The 22,317-nt window shown below is 66.0% G+C and carries 19 protein-coding genes; 15 read left to right on the top strand and 4 right to left on the bottom strand.

Translation table 11 applies throughout. From position 1 onward, the window contains the following. Nucleotides 1–24 precede the first annotated feature (24 nt). From uvrC to AB4Z42_RS19790, 15 genes are all read left to right on the top strand, one after another. Nucleotides 25–2,007, top strand: a complete 1,983-nt coding sequence (uvrC, locus tag AB4Z42_RS19860) for an excinuclease ABC subunit UvrC (RefSeq protein ID WP_442010931.1) — start codon at nucleotides 25–27, stop codon at nucleotides 2,005–2,007. A gap of 11 nt (nucleotides 2,008–2,018) precedes the next feature. Then, nucleotides 2,019–2,930 carry an RNase adapter RapZ gene (gene rapZ, locus AB4Z42_RS19855; RefSeq protein WP_442011247.1) on the top strand — a complete coding sequence of 304 codons (912 nt, stop codon included), beginning with the start codon at nucleotides 2,019–2,021 and terminating at the stop codon, nucleotides 2,928–2,930. Next, nucleotides 2,927–3,949, top strand: a complete 1,023-nt coding sequence (yvcK, locus tag AB4Z42_RS19850) for a uridine diphosphate-N-acetylglucosamine-binding protein YvcK (RefSeq protein ID WP_442010930.1) — start codon at nucleotides 2,927–2,929, stop codon at nucleotides 3,947–3,949. Before rapZ ends, yvcK begins: the two co-directional genes overlap by 4 nt. Beyond that, nucleotides 3,946–4,923 carry a DNA-binding protein WhiA gene (whiA, locus tag AB4Z42_RS19845; RefSeq protein ID WP_442011246.1) on the top strand — a complete coding sequence of 326 codons (978 nt, stop codon included), beginning with the start codon at nucleotides 3,946–3,948 and terminating at the stop codon, nucleotides 4,921–4,923. Before yvcK ends, whiA begins: the two co-directional genes overlap by 4 nt. Before the next feature lie 31 nt (nucleotides 4,924–4,954). Beyond that, nucleotides 4,955–7,588 carry an ATP-binding protein gene (locus tag AB4Z42_RS19840; RefSeq protein ID WP_442010929.1) on the top strand — a complete coding sequence of 878 codons (2,634 nt, stop codon included), beginning with the start codon at nucleotides 4,955–4,957 and terminating at the stop codon, nucleotides 7,586–7,588. 88 nt (nucleotides 7,589–7,676) lie between these two features. Beyond that, a complete protein-coding gene (locus AB4Z42_RS19835) occupies nucleotides 7,677–8,387 on the top strand; it encodes an ABC transporter substrate-binding protein (protein ID WP_442010928.1) in 711 nt (236 codons plus the stop codon). 72 nt (nucleotides 8,388–8,459) lie between these two features. After that, nucleotides 8,460–9,482, top strand: a complete 1,023-nt coding sequence (gene gap / locus AB4Z42_RS19830; protein ID WP_442010927.1) for a type I glyceraldehyde-3-phosphate dehydrogenase — start codon at nucleotides 8,460–8,462, stop codon at nucleotides 9,480–9,482. A gap of 4 nt (nucleotides 9,483–9,486) precedes the next feature. Further along, nucleotides 9,487–10,725, top strand: a complete 1,239-nt coding sequence (locus AB4Z42_RS19825) for a phosphoglycerate kinase (RefSeq protein ID WP_442010926.1) — start codon at nucleotides 9,487–9,489, stop codon at nucleotides 10,723–10,725. Nucleotides 10,726–10,737: 12 nt separating this feature from the next. Continuing rightward, a complete protein-coding gene (gene tpiA / locus AB4Z42_RS19820; RefSeq protein ID WP_442010925.1) occupies nucleotides 10,738–11,523 on the top strand; it encodes a triose-phosphate isomerase in 786 nt (261 codons plus the stop codon). Nucleotides 11,524–11,553: 30 nt separating this feature from the next. Further along, entirely contained in the window at nucleotides 11,554–11,787 is a 234-nt protein-coding gene (secG, locus tag AB4Z42_RS19815) for a preprotein translocase subunit SecG (protein ID WP_442010924.1), read from the top strand. 57 nt (nucleotides 11,788–11,844) lie between these two features. After that, complete coding sequence (gene ppc / locus AB4Z42_RS19810; RefSeq protein WP_442010923.1) at nucleotides 11,845–14,634, top strand: phosphoenolpyruvate carboxylase; 2,790 nt, start codon at nucleotides 11,845–11,847, stop codon at nucleotides 14,632–14,634. 118 nt (nucleotides 14,635–14,752) lie between these two features. Next, nucleotides 14,753–15,958 carry a DUF1214 domain-containing protein gene (locus AB4Z42_RS19805; protein ID WP_442011245.1) on the top strand — a complete coding sequence of 402 codons (1,206 nt, stop codon included), beginning with the start codon at nucleotides 14,753–14,755 and terminating at the stop codon, nucleotides 15,956–15,958. Beyond that, nucleotides 15,955–17,100: a sulfotransferase family protein gene (locus AB4Z42_RS19800; protein ID WP_442010922.1), complete on the top strand. Its 1,146-nt coding sequence runs from the start codon at nucleotides 15,955–15,957 to the stop codon at nucleotides 17,098–17,100. Before AB4Z42_RS19805 ends, AB4Z42_RS19800 begins: the two co-directional genes overlap by 4 nt. After that, nucleotides 17,100–17,723, top strand: coding sequence for a TetR/AcrR family transcriptional regulator (locus tag AB4Z42_RS19795; RefSeq protein ID WP_442010921.1), 624 nt, complete (start codon nucleotides 17,100–17,102; stop codon nucleotides 17,721–17,723). The genes AB4Z42_RS19800 and AB4Z42_RS19795 overlap by 1 nt, the downstream gene beginning before the upstream one ends. Before the next feature lie 13 nt (nucleotides 17,724–17,736). Continuing rightward, nucleotides 17,737–18,540, top strand: a complete 804-nt coding sequence (locus tag AB4Z42_RS19790) for an SDR family NAD(P)-dependent oxidoreductase (RefSeq protein ID WP_442010920.1) — start codon at nucleotides 17,737–17,739, stop codon at nucleotides 18,538–18,540. Here the strand turns inward: AB4Z42_RS19790 and AB4Z42_RS19785 are convergent, their stop codons facing one another. The 4 genes from AB4Z42_RS19785 to AB4Z42_RS19770 all read right to left on the bottom strand — a co-directional run. Further along, nucleotides 18,541–19,830: a cytochrome P450 gene (locus tag AB4Z42_RS19785; protein ID WP_442010919.1), complete on the bottom strand. Its 1,290-nt coding sequence runs from the start codon at nucleotides 19,828–19,830 to the stop codon at nucleotides 18,541–18,543. Then, complete coding sequence (locus AB4Z42_RS19780; protein ID WP_442011244.1) at nucleotides 19,830–20,207, bottom strand: ATPase; 378 nt, start codon at nucleotides 20,205–20,207, stop codon at nucleotides 19,830–19,832. The genes AB4Z42_RS19785 and AB4Z42_RS19780 overlap by 1 nt, the downstream gene beginning before the upstream one ends. A 225-nt stretch (nucleotides 20,208–20,432) precedes the next feature. Further along, nucleotides 20,433–21,122 carry an alpha/beta fold hydrolase gene (locus AB4Z42_RS19775; protein ID WP_442010918.1) on the bottom strand — a complete coding sequence of 230 codons (690 nt, stop codon included), beginning with the start codon at nucleotides 21,120–21,122 and terminating at the stop codon, nucleotides 20,433–20,435. A gap of 16 nt (nucleotides 21,123–21,138) precedes the next feature. Beyond that, nucleotides 21,139–22,317 (bottom strand): DUF222 domain-containing protein (locus AB4Z42_RS19770; protein WP_442010917.1); only part of this gene is annotated, 1,179 nt, incomplete at its 5' end.

Genomic DNA, 22,317 nt, shown 5'->3' with positions numbered 1-22,317 from the left:
GAGGTCGGCAGTAACCTGGGATCCGTGCCCGATCCAGCGACGTACCGACCCGCGCCCGGGTCGATACCCGTCCAGCCGGGCGTCTACCGGTTCCGGGATCCGCACGGCCGGGTGATCTACGTCGGCAAGGCCAAGAGCCTGCGTAGCCGGCTGAACTCCTATTTCGCCGACCTCTCCGGTCTGGCACCGCGCACCCGCCAGATGGTCAAGACGGCCGCCGGCGTCGAGTGGACGGTGGTCAACACCGAAGTCGAGGCGCTGCAGCTCGAGTACAACTGGATCAAGGAATTCGACCCGCGGTTCAATGTGCGATACCGCGACGACAAGTCCTACCCGGTACTCGCGGTGACGCTGAACGAGGAGTACCCACGCCTGATGGTCTACCGGGGGGCCCGCCGCAAAGGGGTCCGCTACTTCGGGCCGTACTCGCACGCGTGGGCGATCCGGGAGACGCTCGATCTGCTGACCCGCGTGTTTCCGGCACGCACCTGCTCGGCGGGAGTCTTCAAGCGGCACAGGCAGATCGACCGGCCCTGCCTTCTCGGATACATCGACAAGTGTTCGGCCCCCTGCGTCGGGCGGGTGACCGCCGACGAACACCGGCAGATCGTGAACGATTTCTGCGACTTCCTGGCCGGCAAGACCGACCGGCTGGTCCGTGACATGGAAACCCAGATGAACCAGGCCGCCGAACTGCTGGACTTCGAGCGGGCAGCCCGATTGCGGGACAACATCTCTGCGATGAAGCGGGCCATGGAGAAGCAGGCCGTGGTGTTCGGTGACGGCACCGACGCCGATGTGGTCGCGTTCGCCGACGACGATCTGGAAGCGGCCGTGCAGGTGTTCCACGTGCGCGGCGGCAGGGTGCGGGGCCAGCGCGGATGGATCGTCGAAAAATCCGGTGAACCGGGCGAATCCGGTCAGGAACGCCTGGTCGAGCAGTTCCTCACCCAGTTCTATGGCGACCAGGCAGAACTCGACGGTTCGGCCGACATGTCGTTGACGCCGGTGCCCCGGCAGGTGCTGGTTCCGTGTCTGCCCGGCAACTCCGAAGAGATCGAGACCTGGCTGTCGCAACTGCGCGGTTCACGGGTGGCGGTGCGGGTTCCGCAGCGCGGCGACAAGCGCGCACTCGCCGAGACGGTGCGACGCAATGCGCAAGATGCCCTCGCGCAGCACAAACTGAAGCGCGCGGGCGACTTCACGGCGAGAAGTGCTGCACTGCAGAATATTCAGGAGTCGCTGGGCCTCGCCGACGCACCACTTCGCATCGAGTGTGTCGACATCAGCCACGTGCAGGGCACCGATGTGGTGGCCTCGCTGGTGGTGTTCGAAGACGGGCTGCCGCGCAAGTCGGACTATCGCCACTATGCGATCAGGGCCGCCGCGGGGGAGGGCCGCTCCGACGACGTAGCGTCGATCGCCGAGGTCACCCGGCGACGATTCTACCGGCATCTGCACGACCTGGAACATCCGACAGAGCTTGCGCCGGAAGGCAAATCGCGCAAGTTCGCTTATCCGCCCAACCTGTACGTCGTCGATGGCGGCGCGCCACAGGTCAATGCCGCGCAGGCGGTGCTCGACGAGCTGGGTATCGGCGATGTCGCGGTGATCGGGCTGGCGAAGCGGCTGGAAGAGGTGTGGGTGCCGTCCGAGCCCGACCCTTTGATCATGCCGCGCAACAGCGAGGGTCTGTATCTGCTGCAGCGCGTGCGTGACGAGGCGCACCGATTCGCGATCACCTACCACCGCAGCAAGCGGTCCAAGCGCATGACGGCATCGGCGCTCGACTCGATCCGCGGATTGGGCGAGCATCGCCGCAAAGCGCTGGTCACGCATTTCGGATCGGTGGCGCGCTTGAAGGACGCCAGCGTCGAGGAGATCACCGCCGTGCCCGGCATCGGCGTCGCGACCGCCAAGGCAGTCCTGGAGGCCCTCGGCGTCCCAGCCGATTCCGGAGCGCCCGCACCGGTTATCGGCGATGATCAGAGCAGAGCGTCCGGATGACAGATCAGGGTATGCACGAAGAATTGCAAGATGGCACCGGAACCGGGGATGAGGGTGAATCCGGCATCGACGTCGTACTGGTCACCGGGCTGTCCGGTGCAGGCCGGGGCACCGCGGCCAAGGTGCTCGAAGACCTCGGCTGGTACGTCGCCGACAACCTGCCGCCCGAGCTGATCGCGCGGATGGTCGAGCTGGGTCTTGCGGCGGGTTCGCGCATCACTCAGCTCGCCGTGGTGATGGATGTGCGCTCACGCGGGTTCACCGGAGACCTGGACTGGGTGCGCAACGATCTGGCCACCCGCAACATCACTCCGCGCGTGCTGTTCCTCGAGGCCTCCGACGACATCCTGGTTCGCCGGTACGAGCAAAACCGTCGCAGTCACCCGCTCCAGGGCAATCAGACTCTTGCAGAAGGCATTGCGGCCGAGCGCACGATGCTCGCCCCGATTCGGGCCGGGGCCGATCTGGTCATCGACACGTCGACACTGCCCGTTCCGGCACTCCGGGAAAGCATCGAGCGGGCATTCGGTGGTGAAACCGTCGCTCACACGAATGTCACCGTCGAGTCGTTCGGATACAAGTACGGGCTACCCATGGACGCGGATACGGTGATGGATGTGCGCTTTCTCCCCAACCCACACTGGGTGGATGCGCTGCGGCCACACACGGGCCAGGACCAGGCGGTCCGTGACTACGTCCTCGGTCAGCCGGGCGCAGGCGAATTCCTGGAGACGTACCATCGGCTGCTGGACTTCGTCATCGACGGATACCGTCGCGAGGGAAAGCGCTACATGACTGTTGCCATTGGCTGTACCGGAGGCAAGCATCGCAGTGTCGCGATCGCCGAGGCGCTGGCGGCTCGATTGCAGGGCGGTGACGACCTGACAGTGCGAGTACTGCACCGGGATCTGGGGCGCGAATGAGCCCACGGATCGTTGCCCTCGGGGGTGGGCACGGCCTCTATGCCACGCTGTCGGCGGCCCGCAGACTCACCCCGCACGTCACCGCGATCGTCACCGTCGCCGACGACGGCGGCTCATCGGGTCGCCTGCGCGGCGAACTCGATGTGCTGCCACCCGGCGACCTGCGAATGGCGTTGGCGGCGTTGGCATCTGACAGTCCACAAGGACGGCTGTGGGCCACGATCCTGCAACATCGCTTCGGCGGCAACGGCGCCCTTGCGGGTCATCCGATAGGCAATCTCATACTCGCGGGTCTCAACGAGGTTCTTGCCGACCCGGTAGCGGCACTCGACGAGCTGGGCCGGGTACTCGGCATCCACGGGCGCGTGCTGCCGATGTGTCCGGTGGGACTGGAGATCGAGGCCGACGTGGCGGGCCTGGAATCCGATCCGCGGATGAGCCGGGTGATCCGGGGTCAGGTGGCGATCGCGACCACCGTGGGCAAGGTGCGGCGTGTACGGCTCCTGCCGGGCGATCCGCCCGCCACCCGTCAGGCAGTGGACGCGATCATGGCTGCCGATCTGGTCGTGCTGGGACCCGGGTCGTGGTTCACCAGCGTCATTCCGCACGTGCTGGTTCCACAGCTGGCGGCGGCCCTTCAGGCGACGTCGGCGCGGCGGGCACTGGTGGTGAACCTGGTCGCCGAGCCGGGGGAGACCGCGGAGTTCTCGGCCGAACGGCACATCCACGTGTTGTCGCAGCACGCGCCGGGATTCTCGATGCACGAGGTCATCGTCGACGCCAGCCGGGTGCCGAGCGAACGCGAGCGTGAGCAATTGCGCCGCACCGCCAAAATTTTGGATGCCGAAGTTGAGTTTGCTGACGTGTCCAGACCTGGTACACCTTTACATGACCCGGCGAGGTTGGCCGCGGCACTGGAAGGTGTGCGGTTGCGCGGAGCGGCGCCGCCGGCGCCCGCAGCGCCGACTGTGCCCGCACCGACAGCGAACGGACCGAGAGGTGACGACCCGTGGCGATGACAGCCGAGGTCAAAGACGAGCTCAGCCGCCTGACGGTCAATTCGGTGAGCGCTCGCCGTGCCGAGGTGGCATCGCTGCTGCGGTTCGCCGGGGGGCTGCACATCGTGTCGGGGCGGGTGGTCGTCGAGGCCGAGGTCGACCTGGGCATCATCGCGCGGCGCCTGCGCAAGGACATCTACGACCTCTACGGCTACAACGCGGTGGTGCACGTGCTGTCGGCGAGCGGGATCCGCAAGAGCACCAGGTACGTGCTGCGGGTCGCAAAGGACGGTGAGGCGCTGGCCCGCCAGACCGGTCTGCTCGATCTCCGTGGCCGACCCGTACGCGGTCTGCCCGCACAGGTGGTCGGCGGCAGCGTCGCCGATGCCGAAGCCGCTTGGCGCGGTGCGTTTTTGGCGCATGGATCGCTGACAGAACCCGGCAGGTCCTCGGCGCTCGAGGTCAGTTGCCCAGGGCCGGAGGCCGCGCTGGCGCTCGTCGGCGCGGCGCGGCGATTGGGTGTGAGCGCGAAGGCCCGCGAGGTCCGGGGCGCAGACCGGGTGGTGGTGCGCGACGGCGAGGCCATCGGCGCACTGCTGACGCGCATGGGCGCCCAAGACACCCGGCTGACGTGGGAGGAACGGCGGATGCGCCGCGAGGTGCGCGCCACCGCCAACCGGCTGGCCAACTTCGACGACGCCAACCTCCGGCGCTCGGCACGGGCGGCGGTCGCCGCGGCCGCACGGGTGGAGCGTGCGTTGGAGATTCTCGCCGACACCGTGCCCGACCACCTGGCCGCCGCGGGCAAGCTACGCGTCGAGCACCGACAGGCCTCACTCGAGGAGCTGGGACGCCTGGCCGACCCGCCGATGACGAAAGACGCTGTGGCGGGCCGAATTCGGCGGCTGCTGTCGATGGCCGATCGTAAGGCCAAACAAGACGGCATTCCCGATACGGAATCGGCGGTTACGCCAGACTTGCTGGAAGACGCCTGACCCTGCCCCCTAACTGTGCGATTCTGTGCGGATGTCCGCGGGGGAGCCACCGTCGGGTGTAGTGACGTTCCTGTTCACCGATATCGAGGGTTCGACCCGTCGGTGGGAATCCGACGCGGACGAAATGCGTTCAGCGCTGGCCGCGCATGACCACGTGCTGCGGTCGGCGATCGAGGACAACGGCGGATTTTTGTTCAAGCACACGGGCGACGGCGCCTGTGCGGCCTTCGACTCGCCGCGCTCCGCGGTCGACGCGGCAATCGACGCGCAGCGGGAACTCCAACTTCCGGTGCGGATGGGGATTGTGACTGGTGAGGCCGAGCTCCGCGACGGCGACTACTTCGGCACGGCGCTCAATCGTGCCGCGCGGGTGATGGCCGCTGGCCACGGTGGCCAGGTGCTCGTGGCCGATTCGACGGCAGTTCTGCTCAGTGGCGTGGAATTGGTGCACCTCGGACCGCGGCGGCTCCGCGACGTGGCGCAATCGGTGGCGTTGTACCAGCTGTGTGCGCCGGGGCTGCCCACCGACTTCCCGCCGTTGCGAACGCTGGAGGCCGGACAGGGAAACCTGCGTGCGCCTACCACCAGACTGGTGGGGCGAGCCGGCGAACTTGCCGAGATTGTTTCAGCCTTGCAAACGCATCGTCTGGTCACCTTGACCGGGGTCGGTGGAATCGGGAAAACCCGGCTAGCACTCGCGGTCGGATCGAGTTTGCGCAACGAATACCCAGACGGTGTATGGCTTTTCGAGTTGGCGGCGGTCACGGACCCGGCGTCGGTGCCCGAGGCGGTAGCTGCGGTGCTCGGAATCAATCAGCAGCCCGGCCAGACGGTGAGCGAGTCGGTGGCGGCCACCTTGGAAGGCAGGCGACGACTGCTGATCTTCGACAACTGCGAACACATCCTGGATGCCGCGGCCGAACTCGTCGAAGCGATTCTCGAGCAGTCCGCAACCGTCGATATTCTCGCGACCAGTCGTGAAGGGCTGGGCCTGATCGACGAACGACTATGGCGCGTCAAGTCATTGGCTGTGAATGAAGCGGTTACGCTTTTCAGCGAGCGCGCAGATTGCGTTTCGCCCGACGAGTCTTCGACTGTCGAGGACGTCTGCCGACGACTCGACGGCATCCCCTTGGCGATCGAGTTGGCCGCATCTCGGATGTCGTCGATGTCGGTGCGCGAAGTTCGCGACCGCCTCGATCACCGGTTCAGATTGCTCGTCGGAGCCCGACGAGGTCTTGAGCGTCACCAGACGCTGCGCCACGCGGTCGCGTGGTCGTTCGATCTATTGGACGAGGCGGAAAGACTGCTGCTCGACCGGTGCTCGGTGTTCGCAGGAGGCTTCGACCTGCACAGTGCACACGCAGTCGGTGGTCTTGGGGAGGACGAGTTCGCCACGTTGGATCTCCTCGATGCGTTGGTGCGCAAGTCACTGCTGGTCGCCGACAAGTCGTCGACATTGCATACCCGGTTCACGATGCTGGAGACCATCCGTCAGTTCGCCGAGGACGAACTGGTGGCCAGCGGATCAGCGGACGAGATGCGCCGCGCGCACAGTCGATACTTCGCCGACCGAGAGGCGGAGATGCTCGCGCTGTGGGACGGCGCACGACAGAACGAGACATACACCTGGTTCTCCAGCGAGCTCGCCAATCTGCGCGCGGCTTTCCGCACGGCTACTGATCAGGATGACCTGGACACCGCGGCTGCCATCGCCATCCTGGCCGCGTTCCTTGGCATGTGGGTGGAGATCTACGAGCCTGCCGCCTGGGCCGAGGAACTCCACGAGGCCGCACGGATTGCGGGTCACCCCCGATTGGCGGAGCTGTATCTGATCGCGACGATGTGTCATTTCTCCGGCCGACTCGATGACGGTGTCCGTTTCAAGGAGGCGAGCTACTCATTGATTCCGAAAGGTAGTGACTCCGTGGTGCACAGCATCTCGGCGCCGCTGGCTTCGGTGTACCTGGCTGCCGGGCAACCTGAGCGATGGGCCGAGCTTTGCCGCGAGGCGGCGACGCTGAGTCCCGACTCGCGGAGGTTCGCCAGGGCGACGCTGGCGATGGCGCTGACAGCGATGGGATATCGCGATGAGGCGATCGCGGCGACAGACGGTCTGATCGACGTCGCGGAGGCTGCCGACAATCCGGCTGCGCTGTCGTACGCGCTGCTCGCTTACGGCAACGCGTTGAGCGGTGTGGACCCGGTGCGTTCGCTGAACGCGGCACGCCGGGGCCTGGAAGTTGCCCAAGCCAACGGTATCCGGGCGAACGTGTCATTGCTTGCCATGACCCTCTGCAAGTACGAAGCCGACACCGGTGACCCGACCGCGGGGCTGGACGCTGCCCGCCTTGCGATTCGCAACTACCACGACTCCGGCAACCGCTCCGTCATCGGTGTCCCCTTGGCCAACCTCACTTGCCTTCTCCATCGCCTCGGACGGCACGCGGCTGCGGCGACGATCCTGGGCTACGGGAACACCCCGATGACAGTCAGCACCGTTCCCGGTCTGCACGCCGTGATCGCCGAGCTTCGACGCATCGTCGGCGACAAATCCTATGAGTCACTGGTTCTGCAGGGTGCGGAGATGACGATGTCGGAGATGGCGACGTTCACCTACCAGGAGATCGACGATGCGCGAACAGAACTCGAGCGATCGCCGTGAGGCCGGCACCGAATGTGGGGTTAAGCGCGCTTTTCGACGCTGAACCGTGCGGGTAACCCACGTTCGCCGGAGATTGGAGATTGAACACATGGAGACGCTGAGAGTCGGTGCGGCCTTCCCCGACCCGCCGTTCAACGGGATGCCGGGCGATACCGGGCTCGACATCGACCTGATGGAAGCCATCGCCGGAAAGCTGGGCGCAACAGTGGAATTCATCGGGTACGAGGGTGCCGACTTCAACGGTATCTTCGACGGCCTTGGCAAGGACTACGACTGCGTCGTCGCGGGCACCACCGTCACACCTGCACGCGAACGCAAGGCCCGGTTCGTCCCGCCCTATGTCATCTCCGGACAGTCGCTGGCCGTCGACACCACGCGCCTGCCGAACGTCCGGTCCATCGACGACCTCGACGGTTTGACCATCGGCGTGCAGCAGGGCAACACCAGCCAGCCGATCGCCGAGGGCCTCGTGTCCGACGGCAGGGCCCGCGCGGTCCGCGTCTACGACTACGGCAGCATCCGCACCGCGCTGACAGATCTGACCACCGGCGCCTGCGATGCGTTCATGAAACTCGCACCCGTGCTGAACGAGCTCGTCAAGGCCGTACCCGCGGTCCAGGTCGTGCAGCGTGGCATCTCTGTCGAGAACATCGCGATCGCCGTCCCGCTCGACGACCAGGCGCTACTGGGGCGCATCACCGTCGCGCAGGCCGAATTGGAAGATGACGGCACACTGCAGCGGATCCGCGGGAAATGGTTGGGCAATCCGTACGCCGACCAGAGCCTGGCCGTGCACTGACCAGGGCGAGCGTGGCCTCTGTCACAGCACTAGGCTGGTCATCGAGCATCGAGGCAAAAAAGGGAGACACACGTGACCATCCGGGTTGGCGTTAACGGTTTCGGCCGCATCGGACGCAACTTCTACCGGGCCCTCGCGGCGCAAAAGGCCGAGGGCAAGAGCACCGACATCGAGATCATTGCGGTGAACGACCTCACCGACAACGCCAGCCTGGCGCACCTGCTGAAGTTCGACTCGATCCTGGGCCGCTACCCCGAGGAGATCACCCTCGAGGGCGACGACACCATCGTGATCGGCAACACCAAGATCAAGGCGCTGGAGGTGAAGGAAGGACCGGCCGCACTGCCGTGGGGTGACCTCGGTGTCGACGTCGTCGTCGAATCCACCGGCATCTTCACCGCGCGCGCCAAGGCGCAGGGCCACCTCGATGCCGGCGCCAAGAAGGTCATCATCTCCGCGCCCGCCAGCGACGAGGACATCACCATCGTGCTCGGCGTCAACGACGACAAGTACGACGGCAGCCAGAACATCATCTCCAACGCGTCCTGCACCACGAACTGCCTGGGGCCGCTGGCGAAGGTGCTCAACGACGAGTTCGGCATCGTCAAGGGCCTGATGACCACGATCCACGCCTACACACAGGACCAGAACCTGCAGGACGGCCCGCACAAGGACCTGCGTCGCGCCCGCGCCGCCGCGCTCAACATCGTGCCCACCTCGACCGGCGCGGCGAAGGCGATCGGCCTTGTGCTGCCCGAACTCAAGGGCAAGCTCGACGGCTTCGCCCTTCGCGTGCCGATCCCTACCGGTTCGTGCACCGACCTGACCGCCGAACTGAAGAAGTCGCCTTCCGCCGACGAGATCAACGCGGCATTCAAGGCGGCCGCGGACGGTCCGCTCAAAGGCATCCTGAAGTACTACGACGCGCCGATCGTGTCCAGCGACATCGTCACCGATCCGCACAGCTCGATCTTCGACGCCGGCCTCACCAAGGTGATCGACAACCAGGCCAAGACCGTGTCCTGGTACGACAACGAGTGGGGCTACTCCAACCGCCTCGTCGACCTGGTCGCGCTGGTCGGCAAGTCGCTCTGAACCGATGGCTTCATCGTCTATCAAGACGCTCGAAGATCTCCTGACAGAAGGGGTTTCGGGCCGGGGCGTACTGGTGCGCTCCGACCTGAACGTCCCACTTGACGACGATCGCAACATCACCGATCCAGGACGCATCATCGCGTCCGTGCCGACGCTGAAGGCGTTGTCGGATGCCGGTGCGAAAGTGATCGTCACCGCGCACCTCGGCAGGCCCAAAGACGGTCCGGCCCCGGAGTTCTCGCTCGCGCCGGTCGCCAAGGCGCTGGGGGACCAGCTCGGCAGGCACGTCCAGCTTGCGGGCGATGTCGTCGGCAGCGACGCGCTGGCGCGTGCGGAAGGGCTGACCGACGGCGACATCCTGCTGCTGGAGAACATCCGGTTCGACCCCCGCGAAACCAGCAAGGACGACGGCGAGCGCCTGGCCCTGGCCAGGAAGCTCGTCGAACTCGTCGATGGCCCAGACGGTTCGGCCGGCGCTTTCGTGTCCGACGGCTTCGGGGTCGTGCACCGCAAGCAGGCGTCGGTCTACGACGTCGCCACCCTGCTGCCGCACTACGCGGGCACGCTGGTGGCGGCCGAGATCAAGGTCCTCGAGCAGCTGACCAGCTCGACCGAACGGCCGTACGCGGTCGTGCTCGGCGGTTCGAAGGTGTCCGACAAGCTCGCCGTCATCGAGAACCTCGCGACCAAGGCCGACAGCATCGTCATCGGCGGTGGCATGTGCTTCACCTTCCTTGCGTCGCAAGGTGTTTCGGTGGGCAACTCGCTGCTGGAAGAGAGCATGATCGACACCTGCCGCAAGCTGCTCGAGGATTACGGCGACGTGATCCACCTGCCCGTCGACATCGTGGTGGCCGAGAAGTTCGCGGCAGACTCGGCGCCGGAGCGCGTGACTGCCGACCAGATCCCCGACGGGAAAATGGGTCTCGACATCGGGCCGGGCTCGGTCAAGCGGTTCACGAACCTGCTCGCCAACGCCAAGACCGTCTTCTGGAACGGCCCCATGGGGGTCTTCGAGTTCCCCGCGTTCGCCGAGGGCACCAAGGGGGTGGCCGAGGCCATCGTCGGCGCGACCGAGAAGGGCGCGTTCAGCGTCGTCGGCGGTGGCGACTCCGCGGCCGCGGTGCGACAGCTGGGCCTGCCCGAGGACGGCTTCTCCCACATTTCCACCGGAGGCGGGGCATCGCTGGAATACCTTGAGGGCAAGACACTGCCCGGAATTGAAGTACTCGAGCAACCCTAGAGAGGTACCCAAGTGAGCCGTACGCCGCTGATCGCCGGCAACTGGAAGATGAATCTCAACCACTTCGAAGCGATCGCGCTGGTCCAGAAGATCGCGTTCTCGCTGCCGGACAAGTACTTCGACAAGGTCGACGTCGCGGTGCTGCCGCCGTTCACCGACCTGCGCAGCGTGCAGACCCTCGTCGACGGCGACAAGCTGCGCCTGACGTACGGGGCGCAGGACGTGTCCCAGCATGAATCGGGTGCCTACACCGGCGAGATCAGCGGCGCCTTCCTGGCCAAGCTGGGCTGCACCTACGCCGTCGTCGGGCACTCGGAGCGCCGCACGTACCACCACGAGGACGACGCGCTGGTCGCCGCGAAGGCGGCTGCCGCCTTCAAACACGACATCACCCCCATCATCTGCATCGGTGAACAGCTGGAGGTCCGGGAGGCCGGCAACCACGTCGAATACAACGTGGAGTCGCTGCGGGGCTCGTTGGCCGGGCTGACCGCCGAGCAGATCGGCGCTTCCGTCATCGCCTACGAGCCGGTGTGGGCGATCGGCACCGGCCGGGTGGCGAGCGCCGCGGATGCGCAGGAGGTCTGCAAGGCCATCCGCGACGAGCTGGGCAAGCTGGCGTCACCGCAGCTCGCCGCCGGCGTCCGCATCCTCTACGGCGGCTCGGTGAACGCCAAGAACGTCGGCGAGATCGTCGCACAGGAGGACGTCGACGGTGCACTGGTCGGCGGGGCATCGCTGGATGGTGAGCAGTTCGCGACCCTTTCGGCTATCGCCGCTGGTGGGCCCTTGCCGTAGCGGCCGTTTTCCCCCTGTAGGCTGTCGGCCATGGTTCTTGCCCTGCAGATCACGCTGATCATCACCAGCTTGCTCGTGGTGCTGCTCGTGTTGCTGCACCGCGCCAAGGGCGGCGGTTTGTCCACCCTGTTCGGCGGTGGCGTCCAGTCCAGCCTGTCCGGTTCGACCGTCGTTGAGAAGAACCTGGACCGCCTGACGTATTTCGTCACCGCCATCTGGGTGGTCTCGATCGTCGGCGTCGCGCTGCAGATCAAGTACAGCTAGTACTCTCCGCTGCCCGCTCGGTCTGCAGCCGAGGAGGCTCACACCGATACTGGGGACATGGCAGAGCTCGGCGACCTGGAACCCATCGGCGCGGTACAGCGCACAAAGGTGGGCCGGGAGGCCACCGAACCTATGCGCGACGACATCCGGCTGCTGGGCACCATCCTCGGCGAGACGGTCCGCGAGCAGAACGGCGAGGACGTCTTCGACCTTGTCGAGCGCGCCAGGGTGGAGTCGTTCCGGGTGCGGCGTTCCGAGATCGACCGCTCCGAGCTGGCGTCGATGTTCGACGGCATCGACATTCACCAGGCCATCCCCGTCATCCGCGCATTCACCCATTTCGCCTTGTTGGCCAACGTCGCCGAGGATATTCACCGCGAGCGCCGGCGTGTGATCCACGTCGCCGCAGGGGAACCGCCGCAGGACAGCAGCCTGGCGGCGACGTACGCCAAACTCGATTCGGCACGGCTCGATTCGACGATGGTGGCCGACGCGCTGGCCGGGGCGCTGGTATCGCCGGTGATCACAGCGCATCCCACCGAAACGCGAAGGCGCACGATCTTCGACACCCAGCACCGCATCACCGAGCTGATGCGTCTGCGAATGAAAGGCCATGACCTCACCGACGACGGCCGTGAGGTCGAGAGTGAGCTCCGCCGCAACATTCTCATGCTGTGGCAGACGGCACTGATCCGGTTGTCGCGGTTGAAGATTCAGGATGAGATCGAAACCGGGCTGCGCTATTACCCTGCTGCGTTCTTCGAGGTCGTCCCGCAGGTCAACGCCGAGGTGCGCAATGCGCTGCGGTCCCGATGGCCCGACAGCGAATTACTGAGTGAGCCCATTCTGCGACCCGGCTCGTGGATCGGCGGGGATCGCGACGGCAACCCCAACGTGACCGCCGAGGTGGTGCGGAAGGCGACGGGTGACGCCGCCTACACGGCGATCGAACACTACTTCACCGAGATCACCGCGCTCGAAGAAGAGCTGTCGATGTCGGCGCGGCTGGTGACGGTCAGCGACGCGCTCGATGCGCTGGCCGACCAGTGTCATGAACCGGTCCGCGCGGACGAACCGTACCGCCGGGCGTTGCGCGTCATCCACGCGCGCCTGACGACGACGGCCTTCGAGATCCTGGACCGACAGCCCGAACACGAACTCGACCTCGGGCTCGAACGTTACGAGACCCCGGCCGAACTGCTGGCCGACCTCGACGTCGTCGACGAGTCGCTTCGCACCAACGGCAGCGCGGTGCTTGCCGACGATCGGGTGGCCAGGCTGCGGGAAGCCGTGCACGTCTTCGGTTTTCACCTGTCCGGATTGGACATGCGGCAGAACTCCGACGTGCACGAGGAGGTCGTCGCCGAACTGCTGGCGTGGGCCGGTGTGCATGACGACTATCGTTCGCTGCCCGAACCCGAGCGTGTCGAGCTGCTCGCGGCGGAACTGGCCACGCGCCGCCCCCTCATCGGTGCGTGTGCCGACCTCTCCGAGCTGGCGCGCAAGGAACTGGACATCGTCGCCTCGGCCGCACGCGCGGTCACGGTGTTCGGGTCGCAGGCCGTGCCGAACTACATCATCTCGATGTGCCAGTCGGTTTCGGACATGCTCGAGGCCGCCGTGCTACTCAAAGAGGCCGGCCTGCTGGATGTTTCGGGACCGGATGTCCATGCGCCCGTCGGGATCGTCCCGCTCTTCGAGACCATCGACGACCTACAGCGTGGCTCGTCGATTCTCGAACAGGCACTGGACCTTCCGGTGTACCGCGCCATCGTGTCGGCCCGTAAGAACAGCCAGGAAGTGATGCTCGGCTACTCCGACTCGAACAAGGACGGGGGATACCTCGCCGCCAACTGGGCGCTGTATCGCGCCGAGCTCGACCTCGTCGAGTCCGCGCGCAAAACGGGAATCCGCTTGCGTCTCTTCCACGGTCGCGGAGGCACCGTCGGGCGAGGCGGCGGACCCAGCTACGACGCGATCCGGGCTCAGCCGCCCGGCGCGGTGAACGGGTCGCTGCGCATCACCGAACAGGGTGAGGTGATCGCTGCCAAGTACGCCGAACCGCAGATCGCGCATCGCAACCTCGAGACGTTGCTGGCCGCGACACTGGAAGCCACGCTGCTCGACATCGAGGGCCTCGGCGACGCCGCGGGTCCCGCCTATGACGTGCTCGACGAGCTGGCCGCCCGCGCGCAGCGCGCGTACTCCGAATTAGTCCACGAGACAGAGGGTTTCGTCGAGTACTTCAAGGCGTCGACACCCGTCACCGAGATCGGCGCGCTCAACATCGGCAGCAGGCCGACGTCGCGCAAGCCCACCACATCCATCTCCGACCTGCGCGCGATCCCGTGGGTCCTGGCCTGGAGCCAGTCGCGGGTGATGCTGCCCGGCTGGTACGGCACCGGAGCCGCATTCGAAGGATGGATTAACGAGGGCGACGGGCGTCTGGAGGTGCTGCGGGACCTGTACCGCCGGTGGCCGTTCTTCCGCACCGTCCTGTCCAACATGGCCCAGGTGCTCGCGAAGGCCGACATGGGCCTGGCGGCGCGCTATTCCGAGCTGGTGCCCGACGAGCAATTGCGGGCCCGGGTGTTCGACAAGATCGTCGCCGAACACACCCGCACGATCCGGATGCACAAGCTGATCACCGGCCAGGACGATCTTCTCGCCGACAACCCGTCGCTGGCGCGATCGGTCTTCAACCGGTTTCCGTACCTCGAGCCGCTGAACCATCTGCAGGTGGAGCTGCTGCGCCGATACCGGTCCGGGGACGACGACGAACTCGTCCAGCGCGGCATCCTGCTCACGATGAGCGGTCTCGCGACCGCACTGCGCAACAGCGGTTAGGGCACGCAACGTTGACACTTCGGTGGTGAGGTGTCACAGTCATGTCTGTCTTAAATGAAAACCATATTTTCATTTAAGGTCGGCAGGACTGGAGACACACGTGACCGATGCGAACCCGATGGCCTGGCTGCCGTTCTCGATCGCCGAGGCGGCGCTGACCGGGCAGGGCGGCGGCGCGGGCGATCTGAGCGGGGCCTGGGCGCACCTTCTGGATCGGCTGAAGACCGCGGGCGAACTCGTCGCATCCAGCGACGTCAACCGCAACAACGTCGACTACGCATCCGGGATGCGGCATTTGATGGTGCTGCTGGCCGTCGGTGTCGATGAGGCGCTGCGGGTCGACCCGGATCCGGTGCTGGCGGTGACGCGCGCGAGCACCGACGACATTCTGACCTGGGGCATGGAGTGCCCGGACTGCATCTACCTGCGGTCGACGCTGCGGGGTGGCGAGACGTACCGGCTCTTCGGCAACCGGGGCACCGCGCGATATGTCGGTCTGCAGACCATGAATGGAATCGTCTCCACCACCAACTGCCTCGTGGAGGACCTCGAGACGGACGCGGACGGAAACTTCGAGGTCGTGCTGTCGGCGGACGAGCACGAGGGCAACTGGATGCGTGTGGACGGCGACCATCCCACGCTGGTGGTGCGGCATTTCTTCTACGACTGGGACACCGAGAAGCCATCCTCGTTGCAGATCGAGCGGATCGGCGACGAGATCGAACCGGAGGATCGCTCGGCGGCGCTCGATGTTGCTGTATCCCGTCAGATCTACGCGCTCGGGGATTTCGTTCACGACAACCTCAAGTTCTTCCTCGACTTCAACGCGGGCCCACCGGCCAACGCGTTCATGCCACCCATCGACCGCTCCGATATCGGCGCCGCGGCGGAGAATCGCCCTGTCATCGGCCGCTACGAACTCGAACCCGATGAGGCGCTGATCCTGGAGGTCGAACCGCCGAAGGGCGTCTATTGGAGTTACTCGCTCGGCAACCAGTGGTGGGAGACCATTCACTACGGCCGGCATCAGTCGAGCCTCAACGCCCATCAGGCGAAGATCGACTCGGACGGTGTGCTTCGCGTGGTCGTCAGCACGCGCGATCCCGGTGTGGCGAATTGGCTTGATACGGCGGGACATAGCAATGGCGCGATGATCCTGCGCTGTGTGCGGACGGAGACCGCGCCAACGCCGAGTGCGCGGGTGGTCAACGTTGCCGACGTCTTATCTGAGTTACCTTCGGGCACAGCGACGGTCAGCCCCGAAGAACGCGCCGCAGTCATCGCGGCGCGTAGGCGCGCGGTTCACGAAAGGTTCGCAGTATGACGTTCACCGTGCACGAACTCGAAGACGGCGCACGAGCCGCGACCGGGCTCGACGATTTCGGCTCGCCCTATTATCGCGAGGGACTGGAGCGCACCGTCGACGCGCTGAACAACGAAGCCGATCTCAACGAGCTGGGCGCGGTCATCCAGCACGCGACCATCAGTAACGCCCTCATCCAACGACTGCGGATCGTCGACACCTACAAGCAGCATCCCGAGATAGACGACGAGGTCGTCGAGGGTCCGGTGTTCGTGATCGGGCTTCCGCGCACCGGGACGACGGCCCTGAGCCAGCTGGTCGCCAACGATCCTCAGTTCCGGTCGTTGCGGATGTGGGAGTCTCAGGCGTGTACGCCGCCGCCGGAGGCCGCCACCCAGTACGACGATCCCCGGATCGCCGCGGCCGCCGAGGGACTCGCCATGATGGACAACATGTTTCCGCGTATGCGGACCATGATGAACTCAGAGCCGCAGGCGGCGACCGAATGCCAGGACCTGATGGGGATGAGCTTCCGCACCTTCCACTTCGACGGGGTCGTGCGCGTGCCTGGGTACCTGGCATGGCTGATGCAGTGCGATATGGCCGAGACGTACACGTTCCACCGGCAGGTGCTCAAACTCCTTCAGTGGCACTGCCCACCGAACCTGTGGCACTTGAAGACACCGGTTCACATGTTCTCACTCGATGCGCTCGTGGCGGTCTATCCGAACGCCAAATTCCTTTGGAGTCACCGCGATCCGGCGAAAGTGCTGGCATCGGTGTGCAGCCTGATCCAGTACGTGCGGAGCTGGAGTAGTGATCGCGACGACGCGCACGAACTCGGCGCCGAGCAGCTCCAGTGCTGGGCCGAAGGTGTCCGGCGGGCGATGGATTTCCGAATGCGCTTCGGCGACAACCGCTTCGTCGATGTGTCCTTCGCCGACCTGAACGCCGACCCGATCGGCACCCTTGAGGGTGGCTATGACCGGCTCGGCCTGACATTCACCGACGAGGCACGCCGTCGGGTGCTCCAATGGGCCGATGGGCATCAGCCGGGAGCGCGCGGCGAGCATGCGTACGATCTCGCCGATTACGGCCTGACGCGGGAGCAGGTGCAGGAATCCTTCGTCGACTACCTCGCGACCTACGACGCCACCGCCTGATGGAAACGGTCGCTCGGCGGAACCGCAAGAAGCTGGACCCCGATCCCGGAGTACGCGACGCGCTGGTGAAGGCCGCCGCCGAGATCATGCGCGACGAGGGGATCCCGTCGGTCAACATCGCGCGCGTGCTCGAGCGCGCCGGTATGAGCACACGCGCCTTCTACCGGCACTTCGATTCCAAGGACGCCTTGGTGGCCGCGGTTTTCCTGCAGATGGCCCGTATCGAGACGCGCAGGCTGAAACGGCAAATGGCCGCTACGTCGAACCCCGCCGACGCCGTGGTCGCCTGGATCGACGGCCGCTTGGACCTGGCGTTCAACGCTCAGATCAGATCCGATCTGCGGCAGATGTCTCTGGAGGCGCAGACCCAGATGTTCGCGGCTCCCGAACTGGTCGGCGATGCCTACGGGGAGATATTGAAACCCCTCGTCGAACAGCTCGAGAAGGGAAGGGCCGCCGGGCTTTTCCCTGGCATCGACCCGGCGGCCGACGCGCTGTCGATCCATGGCGCGATCTGGGCGAGTGTCGAACGCCAATGGGCGACCGGTGAATGTGATCGCAACGCCGTTCGCGAACAGATCGTCCGTTTCTGCATACGCGGACTCGGCGTAGCGCAGTCCTAGGAAAGGTGACTCGATGGACCTGGGTTTGGCGGGCTCGACCGCAGTTGTGACGGGCGGTAGCAAGGGGATGGGCCTGGCGATCGCCACGACGTTCGCAGAGGAGGGTGCCAAGGTTGCGGTGATGGCCAGGGGCGCAGATGCCCTCGACGACGCGGTGGCCACCCTGCGCGATGCGGGTGCCGCCGATGCCGTCGGGATCAGCGTCGACATGTCGGACGCCGAGTCGATCGCCGCGGGCTTCGAGACCGTCGCGCAGCGATGGGGTCAGCTCAACAGCCTTGTCCATACGATCGGTCCGGGTGACGGCTATTTCGAGGAGATGGACGACGCGCAGTGGGAGGAGACGTTCGCCCTCGGCACGATGTCGGGGGTGCGATCGATCCGCGCCGCGCTACCGATGCTGCGGGCCGCGGAATGGGGCAGGATCGTGACGTTGTCGGCCCACTCGATTCAGCGGCAGAACCCACGGATCGTCGCGTACACCGCATCGAAGGCTGCGCTGAGCAGCATCACCAAGAACCTGTCGAAAAGCCTTGCCAAGGATGGCATTCTGGTCAACTGCGTATGCCCGGGCACCATCGTCACGGCGAGCTTCACCGAGGTGCTCTCCGACATTCTGGCGGCCGACGGCCTCGACGCCACCAATCCCACTGACGTGATGACCTGGATCGACAACAACTTCCACCAACCGTGCGACCTTGGACGGGCCGGCCTGCCCGAGGAGATCGCGTCGATCACCGTCTATCTGGCGTCGAAGCGCAACGGCTATGTCACCGGGGCGACGGTGAACGTCGACGGCGGTTCAGACTTCGTGTGATCAGCGGCTGACGTAGTCGACGGGGCACTCGTCGGCCGAGCGTGCGACGCCCCCGATCTGTGCGGGCACCGGCCGCGGATATGCGGACCAGTTGGGCGTCATCGCATACCGGCTGCAGAGGTGGGTCATCGCCGCAGTCATGGCCGCGAGCGAGAACGGTTGAGCGGGGCACGAGTGCTTCCCGTGCCCGAACGCCGTGACCAACATGGGCGACGGAAGGGACGCCGTGTCGGCGAGGCGGTAGCGCTGCCACCGGTCGGGGTCCCAGGTCTGCAGGCCCGGCGCCGCCGACGTGTTGAGCAGCGGGAGCAGTGTGGCGATGGTCCAGCCGGCGGGCACCCGGTAGATGACCTCGCCAGCGTCGAGATCGACGGGCGCCAATACCGCCCGCGACATGATGGATCGCTGTGCGAGTCGCGTGCTTTCCAGTGCGCACCGCTGCGCGAACTCGGTGTCGCCTGTCGCCACGCGTTCGCGCTGCGCGGGATGTTCGAGGAGATCGACGAGGGCCCAGCCCAGGGCGGCCATCAGGTTCGACATCGAGGCGATGTGGATGAGTGCGACGTCGAACGCGATTCCGCGCAGCCGCACGTCATCGGGTTCGGATGACCATGCGTGCACTATCCGTCCGAAGAGGTCGCCTTCGTCGGTGTCGGGAGCCACGGCGCGCACGGCGTTTTCGATGATGGCGACGACGTCCTCGAGCGCCGCTCGCTCGGCCTGTTTGCCCGATGCGTCGACGGCCGCCATCGCGTTGGGATGCACGAAAGCATCCGAACCGTCGAGGGTCTCGAATGCCAGGACGAGCCGCTCGAACGAATCACCTTCTGCGGAGCCCGGTCCCGCCCATGACGCCAAGCCCATGCGGTGTCCCAGACGTCGCGTGAGGGCGAACAGTTCCACGACTCCTTCGGATCCCAGCTCGGCCACGGTCTGATCCAGGGCCAGATCGAGGTTGGCGAGATACGAGGCGACGTTGTCGCGGCGGAACAACGACGTCGGCAGGATGCGCCTGCCGTCGAAGATCTCGTCGGGAAGCTTGCGTCGCAGCATCAGGTAGTCGGCGACGCCCTTACTGGCGTCTTTCTCGGGCAGCCCGTAGAAGGATTCGACTCCGGTCGGCGAGAAGGTGAACAGGTAGTTGTCGTTGCCGCTGCGGACGGCGAAGGTGTCGCCATGGCGGGCGCGCGCTTCGGCGATTGCGGCGACGGCATCGTCGACCGAAATGTCCCACGGAAGACCGACTCCGTCGGCGATCGGGGGCTCTGGAACCGGAAGGCTTGCGGGCACTAGAGGCCGGTGGTCTTGCGCACCCTGTTGACCGCGCCGCGGACCGCCTGTTCGGTCGCGGCCAGTGGTCCGATGACGGATTCGCCAATGCCCACGATGCGCTCGACGCGGTCGACGATGCCCTCGAGACGGTCCACCACCGCGATGAGGCGCGGTGCGAGTTCGTTGATCCGGCTGATCGTGTCGTTGAACCGCTCCAGCGTCGCGTCGAGATTGCCGGTCGAATTGTTGAGGTCGACGAGGGTCTCACTCAGTCCCTCGAGGATGGTGTCGACCTGCTCCACGGTGACGTCGGCGTTCAGCGCGGCCTGTGCCAGTTTCTGGATCCGTTCCCGGCCGGTCCGCGGAGTGGGCTTACCAGCACCCTTGTCTGCCATGTCGGCCATTTGACCACACTGCCGGGAACCGCCGAGGCGGACTGGTCGTCTGAACCAGATGTGACGACGTGTGGAGGGGACACGCCGCCCCGCCAGTGCCCGAGTGATCCGCGGCGCAGATCCGTCGCCTCGGATTCGACGAGGCAGACCACCGACTATGACGCCGGTTTCCGGGACGGCGAGAACGACTGCCGCGCAGCCAGGCGGGAGTGATGAGGTATCAAGTCACCGGATCGCTTGTCCGCAGGCCTGTCTGATGAGTGCGGCGACAGCGCGCGGCTGTGACATGTACACGGCGTGACTGGCATCGACCTCGACCGTGGTGGCGCCTGCGCGCAGTGCCATGGCGTGTTGGGCGGTGGGCGGGATCATGTGGTCTTCGGTGGCAACCAGATACCAGCTCGGCTTGTTACGCCAGCCGGGCTCGGTGACCGTCCCCACCGCGGCGTCCACCCCCCACGGAATCTGCGAGTCTGCCAGGAATGCGGCGTCGGCGGCGGACAGGTCTGCGCCGAATGCGTTGCGGAATGTCGCGCGATTCTGGACATACCCGCCGCCGGGCGCCGGGACGATCGGCGATCCGGGCGCGCTGGGGTCACCGCCCAGCGCCTTCACCGACTCGCCCTCGTCCGGCGCGAATGCGGCGACGTACACGAGCGCTGCCACCGTGGGGTGGGTCCCGGCCTCGGTGATGACCGCGCCACCGTAGGAATGCCCTACCAGCACGACTGGTCCGTCCTGGGAGTCGATGATCCGCCGTGTCCTTGCCACGTCATCCATCAAGGACACCGTCGGAAGCTGCACCACAGCGACGCGGTATCCGTCTTCTGCGAGAAGGGCGTAAACCGCGCGCCAGGTGGATCCGTCGACGAATGCGCCGTGCACCAGAACGACAGTTGGCGACGCAGCATTCACGGATTCACCGTAGTCCTCAGAAGGGTGGAGGTCGGTTTCGTTCTGCGGCTTCGGCGTCGACGAACGGTTGGTTGTATGTGCGTTCGTCGTTGATGGCTTTGGTGCGGTTGTGGGTTCGGGTTTGTTTGCGTCGCGGCATGGCCAGTGCGCGGCCGGGTCTCGCGGTGTCGGGTCTGTCGCCGAGGGCTACGGGTGCGGTGGGTCTGCACAGGTCGGGGAACTGTATTCGGCTGCCGGGGTGGGTGGTGTAGCGCTGGCCGCGTGGTGAGCGCCAGTGGACGGTGCCGTCGGGGAGCTGTTCGTCGTGCCAGCCCCAGAATGTCTTGAGCAGGTGGTGTTTTCGGCATAGACATTTGAGGTTGGATGCCTGGGTCGGGCCGGCGGGGTGGGCGATGGTGTGGTCGATGTCGCAGTGCTGGGCGGGTTGATCGCAGCCCGGGAACCGGCACGTCATATCGCGGCACCGCACGAACCACGCCAACACCGCCGACGGGATGTAGCGCCGCTGCGGTGCGGTGCCACCGGGGTGCACGATCGGGACGATCTTGGCGGTGCCCGCGATCTTGGCGGCCAGCAGCGGGGCGGGCAGCACACCGCCACCCAACAGCGCCGCGGGTGCGGTGGCCGCGGGTCCGGGCGGCGGGGGTTCTGACAACGCTTCTCGCAGTGTCATGTTGAGCAGTTCAGCGCGCGTCGGTCCGGGTTCTGCTCGTCCGTCGAGCTCGGCCGGGGTGTCATCGGACAGCGACTCCTGGTTGGTGACGACGTGCACGATGACCGTGCTGGGCTGCACGCCGGCGGCGGCACACTGCGGGTCATCGCATAAGCAGGTGAGCCGGTCGCCGCCGTGGGCCAACACACCCAACGCGTCGGCGCGGCGTTGTTCGTGGGTGCGCGGATCACCCTCGCAGAGGACGCCTGCCATGGCGTCGAGGCGTTGGTCGAGGGCCTCGGCGTCGGTGGCCAACAACTGCCCGGTGATGTCGGCGCTGCCCGACCCGTCGTCGGGGGTGTGGATATCGACATGGCGTCCACGGGCGCGGTCTTCGGTGCGCCGCAGCGCGGCGGGGTCGTAGCGGTCGACCCAGTAGTCGATGGCCTGCTCTGTCTTGGCTACCGACAGCGAGCCCCACCCGGTGAGGTGGGCGGCGATCTCGGTGTCCACCTTGGCCACAGCATCGCGATCGTGGATGAG

This window comes from Mycobacterium sp. 2YAF39, assembly GCF_052114565.1.
In the GTDB taxonomy this organism is placed as follows: Bacteria; Actinomycetota; Actinomycetes; order Mycobacteriales; family Mycobacteriaceae; genus Mycobacterium.
The sequence above is the reverse complement of the archived record's forward strand: the minus strand, read 5'-3'. Positions and strand labels throughout refer to the sequence as shown.

Excerpts from the sequence above, each read along its gene's own strand:
- AB4Z42_RS19800 (WP_442010922.1), top strand. The coding sequence starts at position 15,955 with ATGACGTTCACCGTGCACGAACTCGAAGACGGCGCACGAGCCGCGACC.
- AB4Z42_RS19805 (WP_442011245.1), top strand. The coding sequence starts at position 14,753 with ATGGCCTGGCTGCCGTTCTCGATCGCCGAGGCGGCGCTGACCGGGCAG.
- AB4Z42_RS19835 (WP_442010928.1), top strand. The coding sequence starts at position 7,677 with ATGGAGACGCTGAGAGTCGGTGCGGCCTTCCCCGACCCGCCGTTCAAC.
- AB4Z42_RS19825 (WP_442010926.1), top strand. The coding sequence starts at position 9,487 with ATGGCTTCATCGTCTATCAAGACGCTCGAAGATCTCCTGACAGAAGGG.
- AB4Z42_RS19840 (WP_442010929.1), top strand. The coding sequence starts at position 4,955 with ATGTCCGCGGGGGAGCCACCGTCGGGTGTAGTGACGTTCCTGTTCACC.
- yvcK (WP_442010930.1), top strand. The coding sequence starts at position 2,927 with ATGAGCCCACGGATCGTTGCCCTCGGGGGTGGGCACGGCCTCTATGCC.
- ppc (WP_442010923.1), top strand. The coding sequence starts at position 11,845 with ATGGCAGAGCTCGGCGACCTGGAACCCATCGGCGCGGTACAGCGCACA.
- whiA (WP_442011246.1), top strand. The coding sequence starts at position 3,946 with ATGACAGCCGAGGTCAAAGACGAGCTCAGCCGCCTGACGGTCAATTCG.
- secG (WP_442010924.1), top strand. The coding sequence starts at position 11,554 with ATGGTTCTTGCCCTGCAGATCACGCTGATCATCACCAGCTTGCTCGTG.
- AB4Z42_RS19790 (WP_442010920.1), top strand. The coding sequence starts at position 17,737 with ATGGACCTGGGTTTGGCGGGCTCGACCGCAGTTGTGACGGGCGGTAGC.
- rapZ (WP_442011247.1), top strand. The coding sequence starts at position 2,019 with ATGCACGAAGAATTGCAAGATGGCACCGGAACCGGGGATGAGGGTGAA.
- AB4Z42_RS19780 (WP_442011244.1), bottom strand. The coding sequence starts at position 20,207 with ATGGCAGACAAGGGTGCTGGTAAGCCCACTCCGCGGACCGGCCGGGAA.
- AB4Z42_RS19795 (WP_442010921.1), top strand. The coding sequence starts at position 17,100 with ATGGAAACGGTCGCTCGGCGGAACCGCAAGAAGCTGGACCCCGATCCC.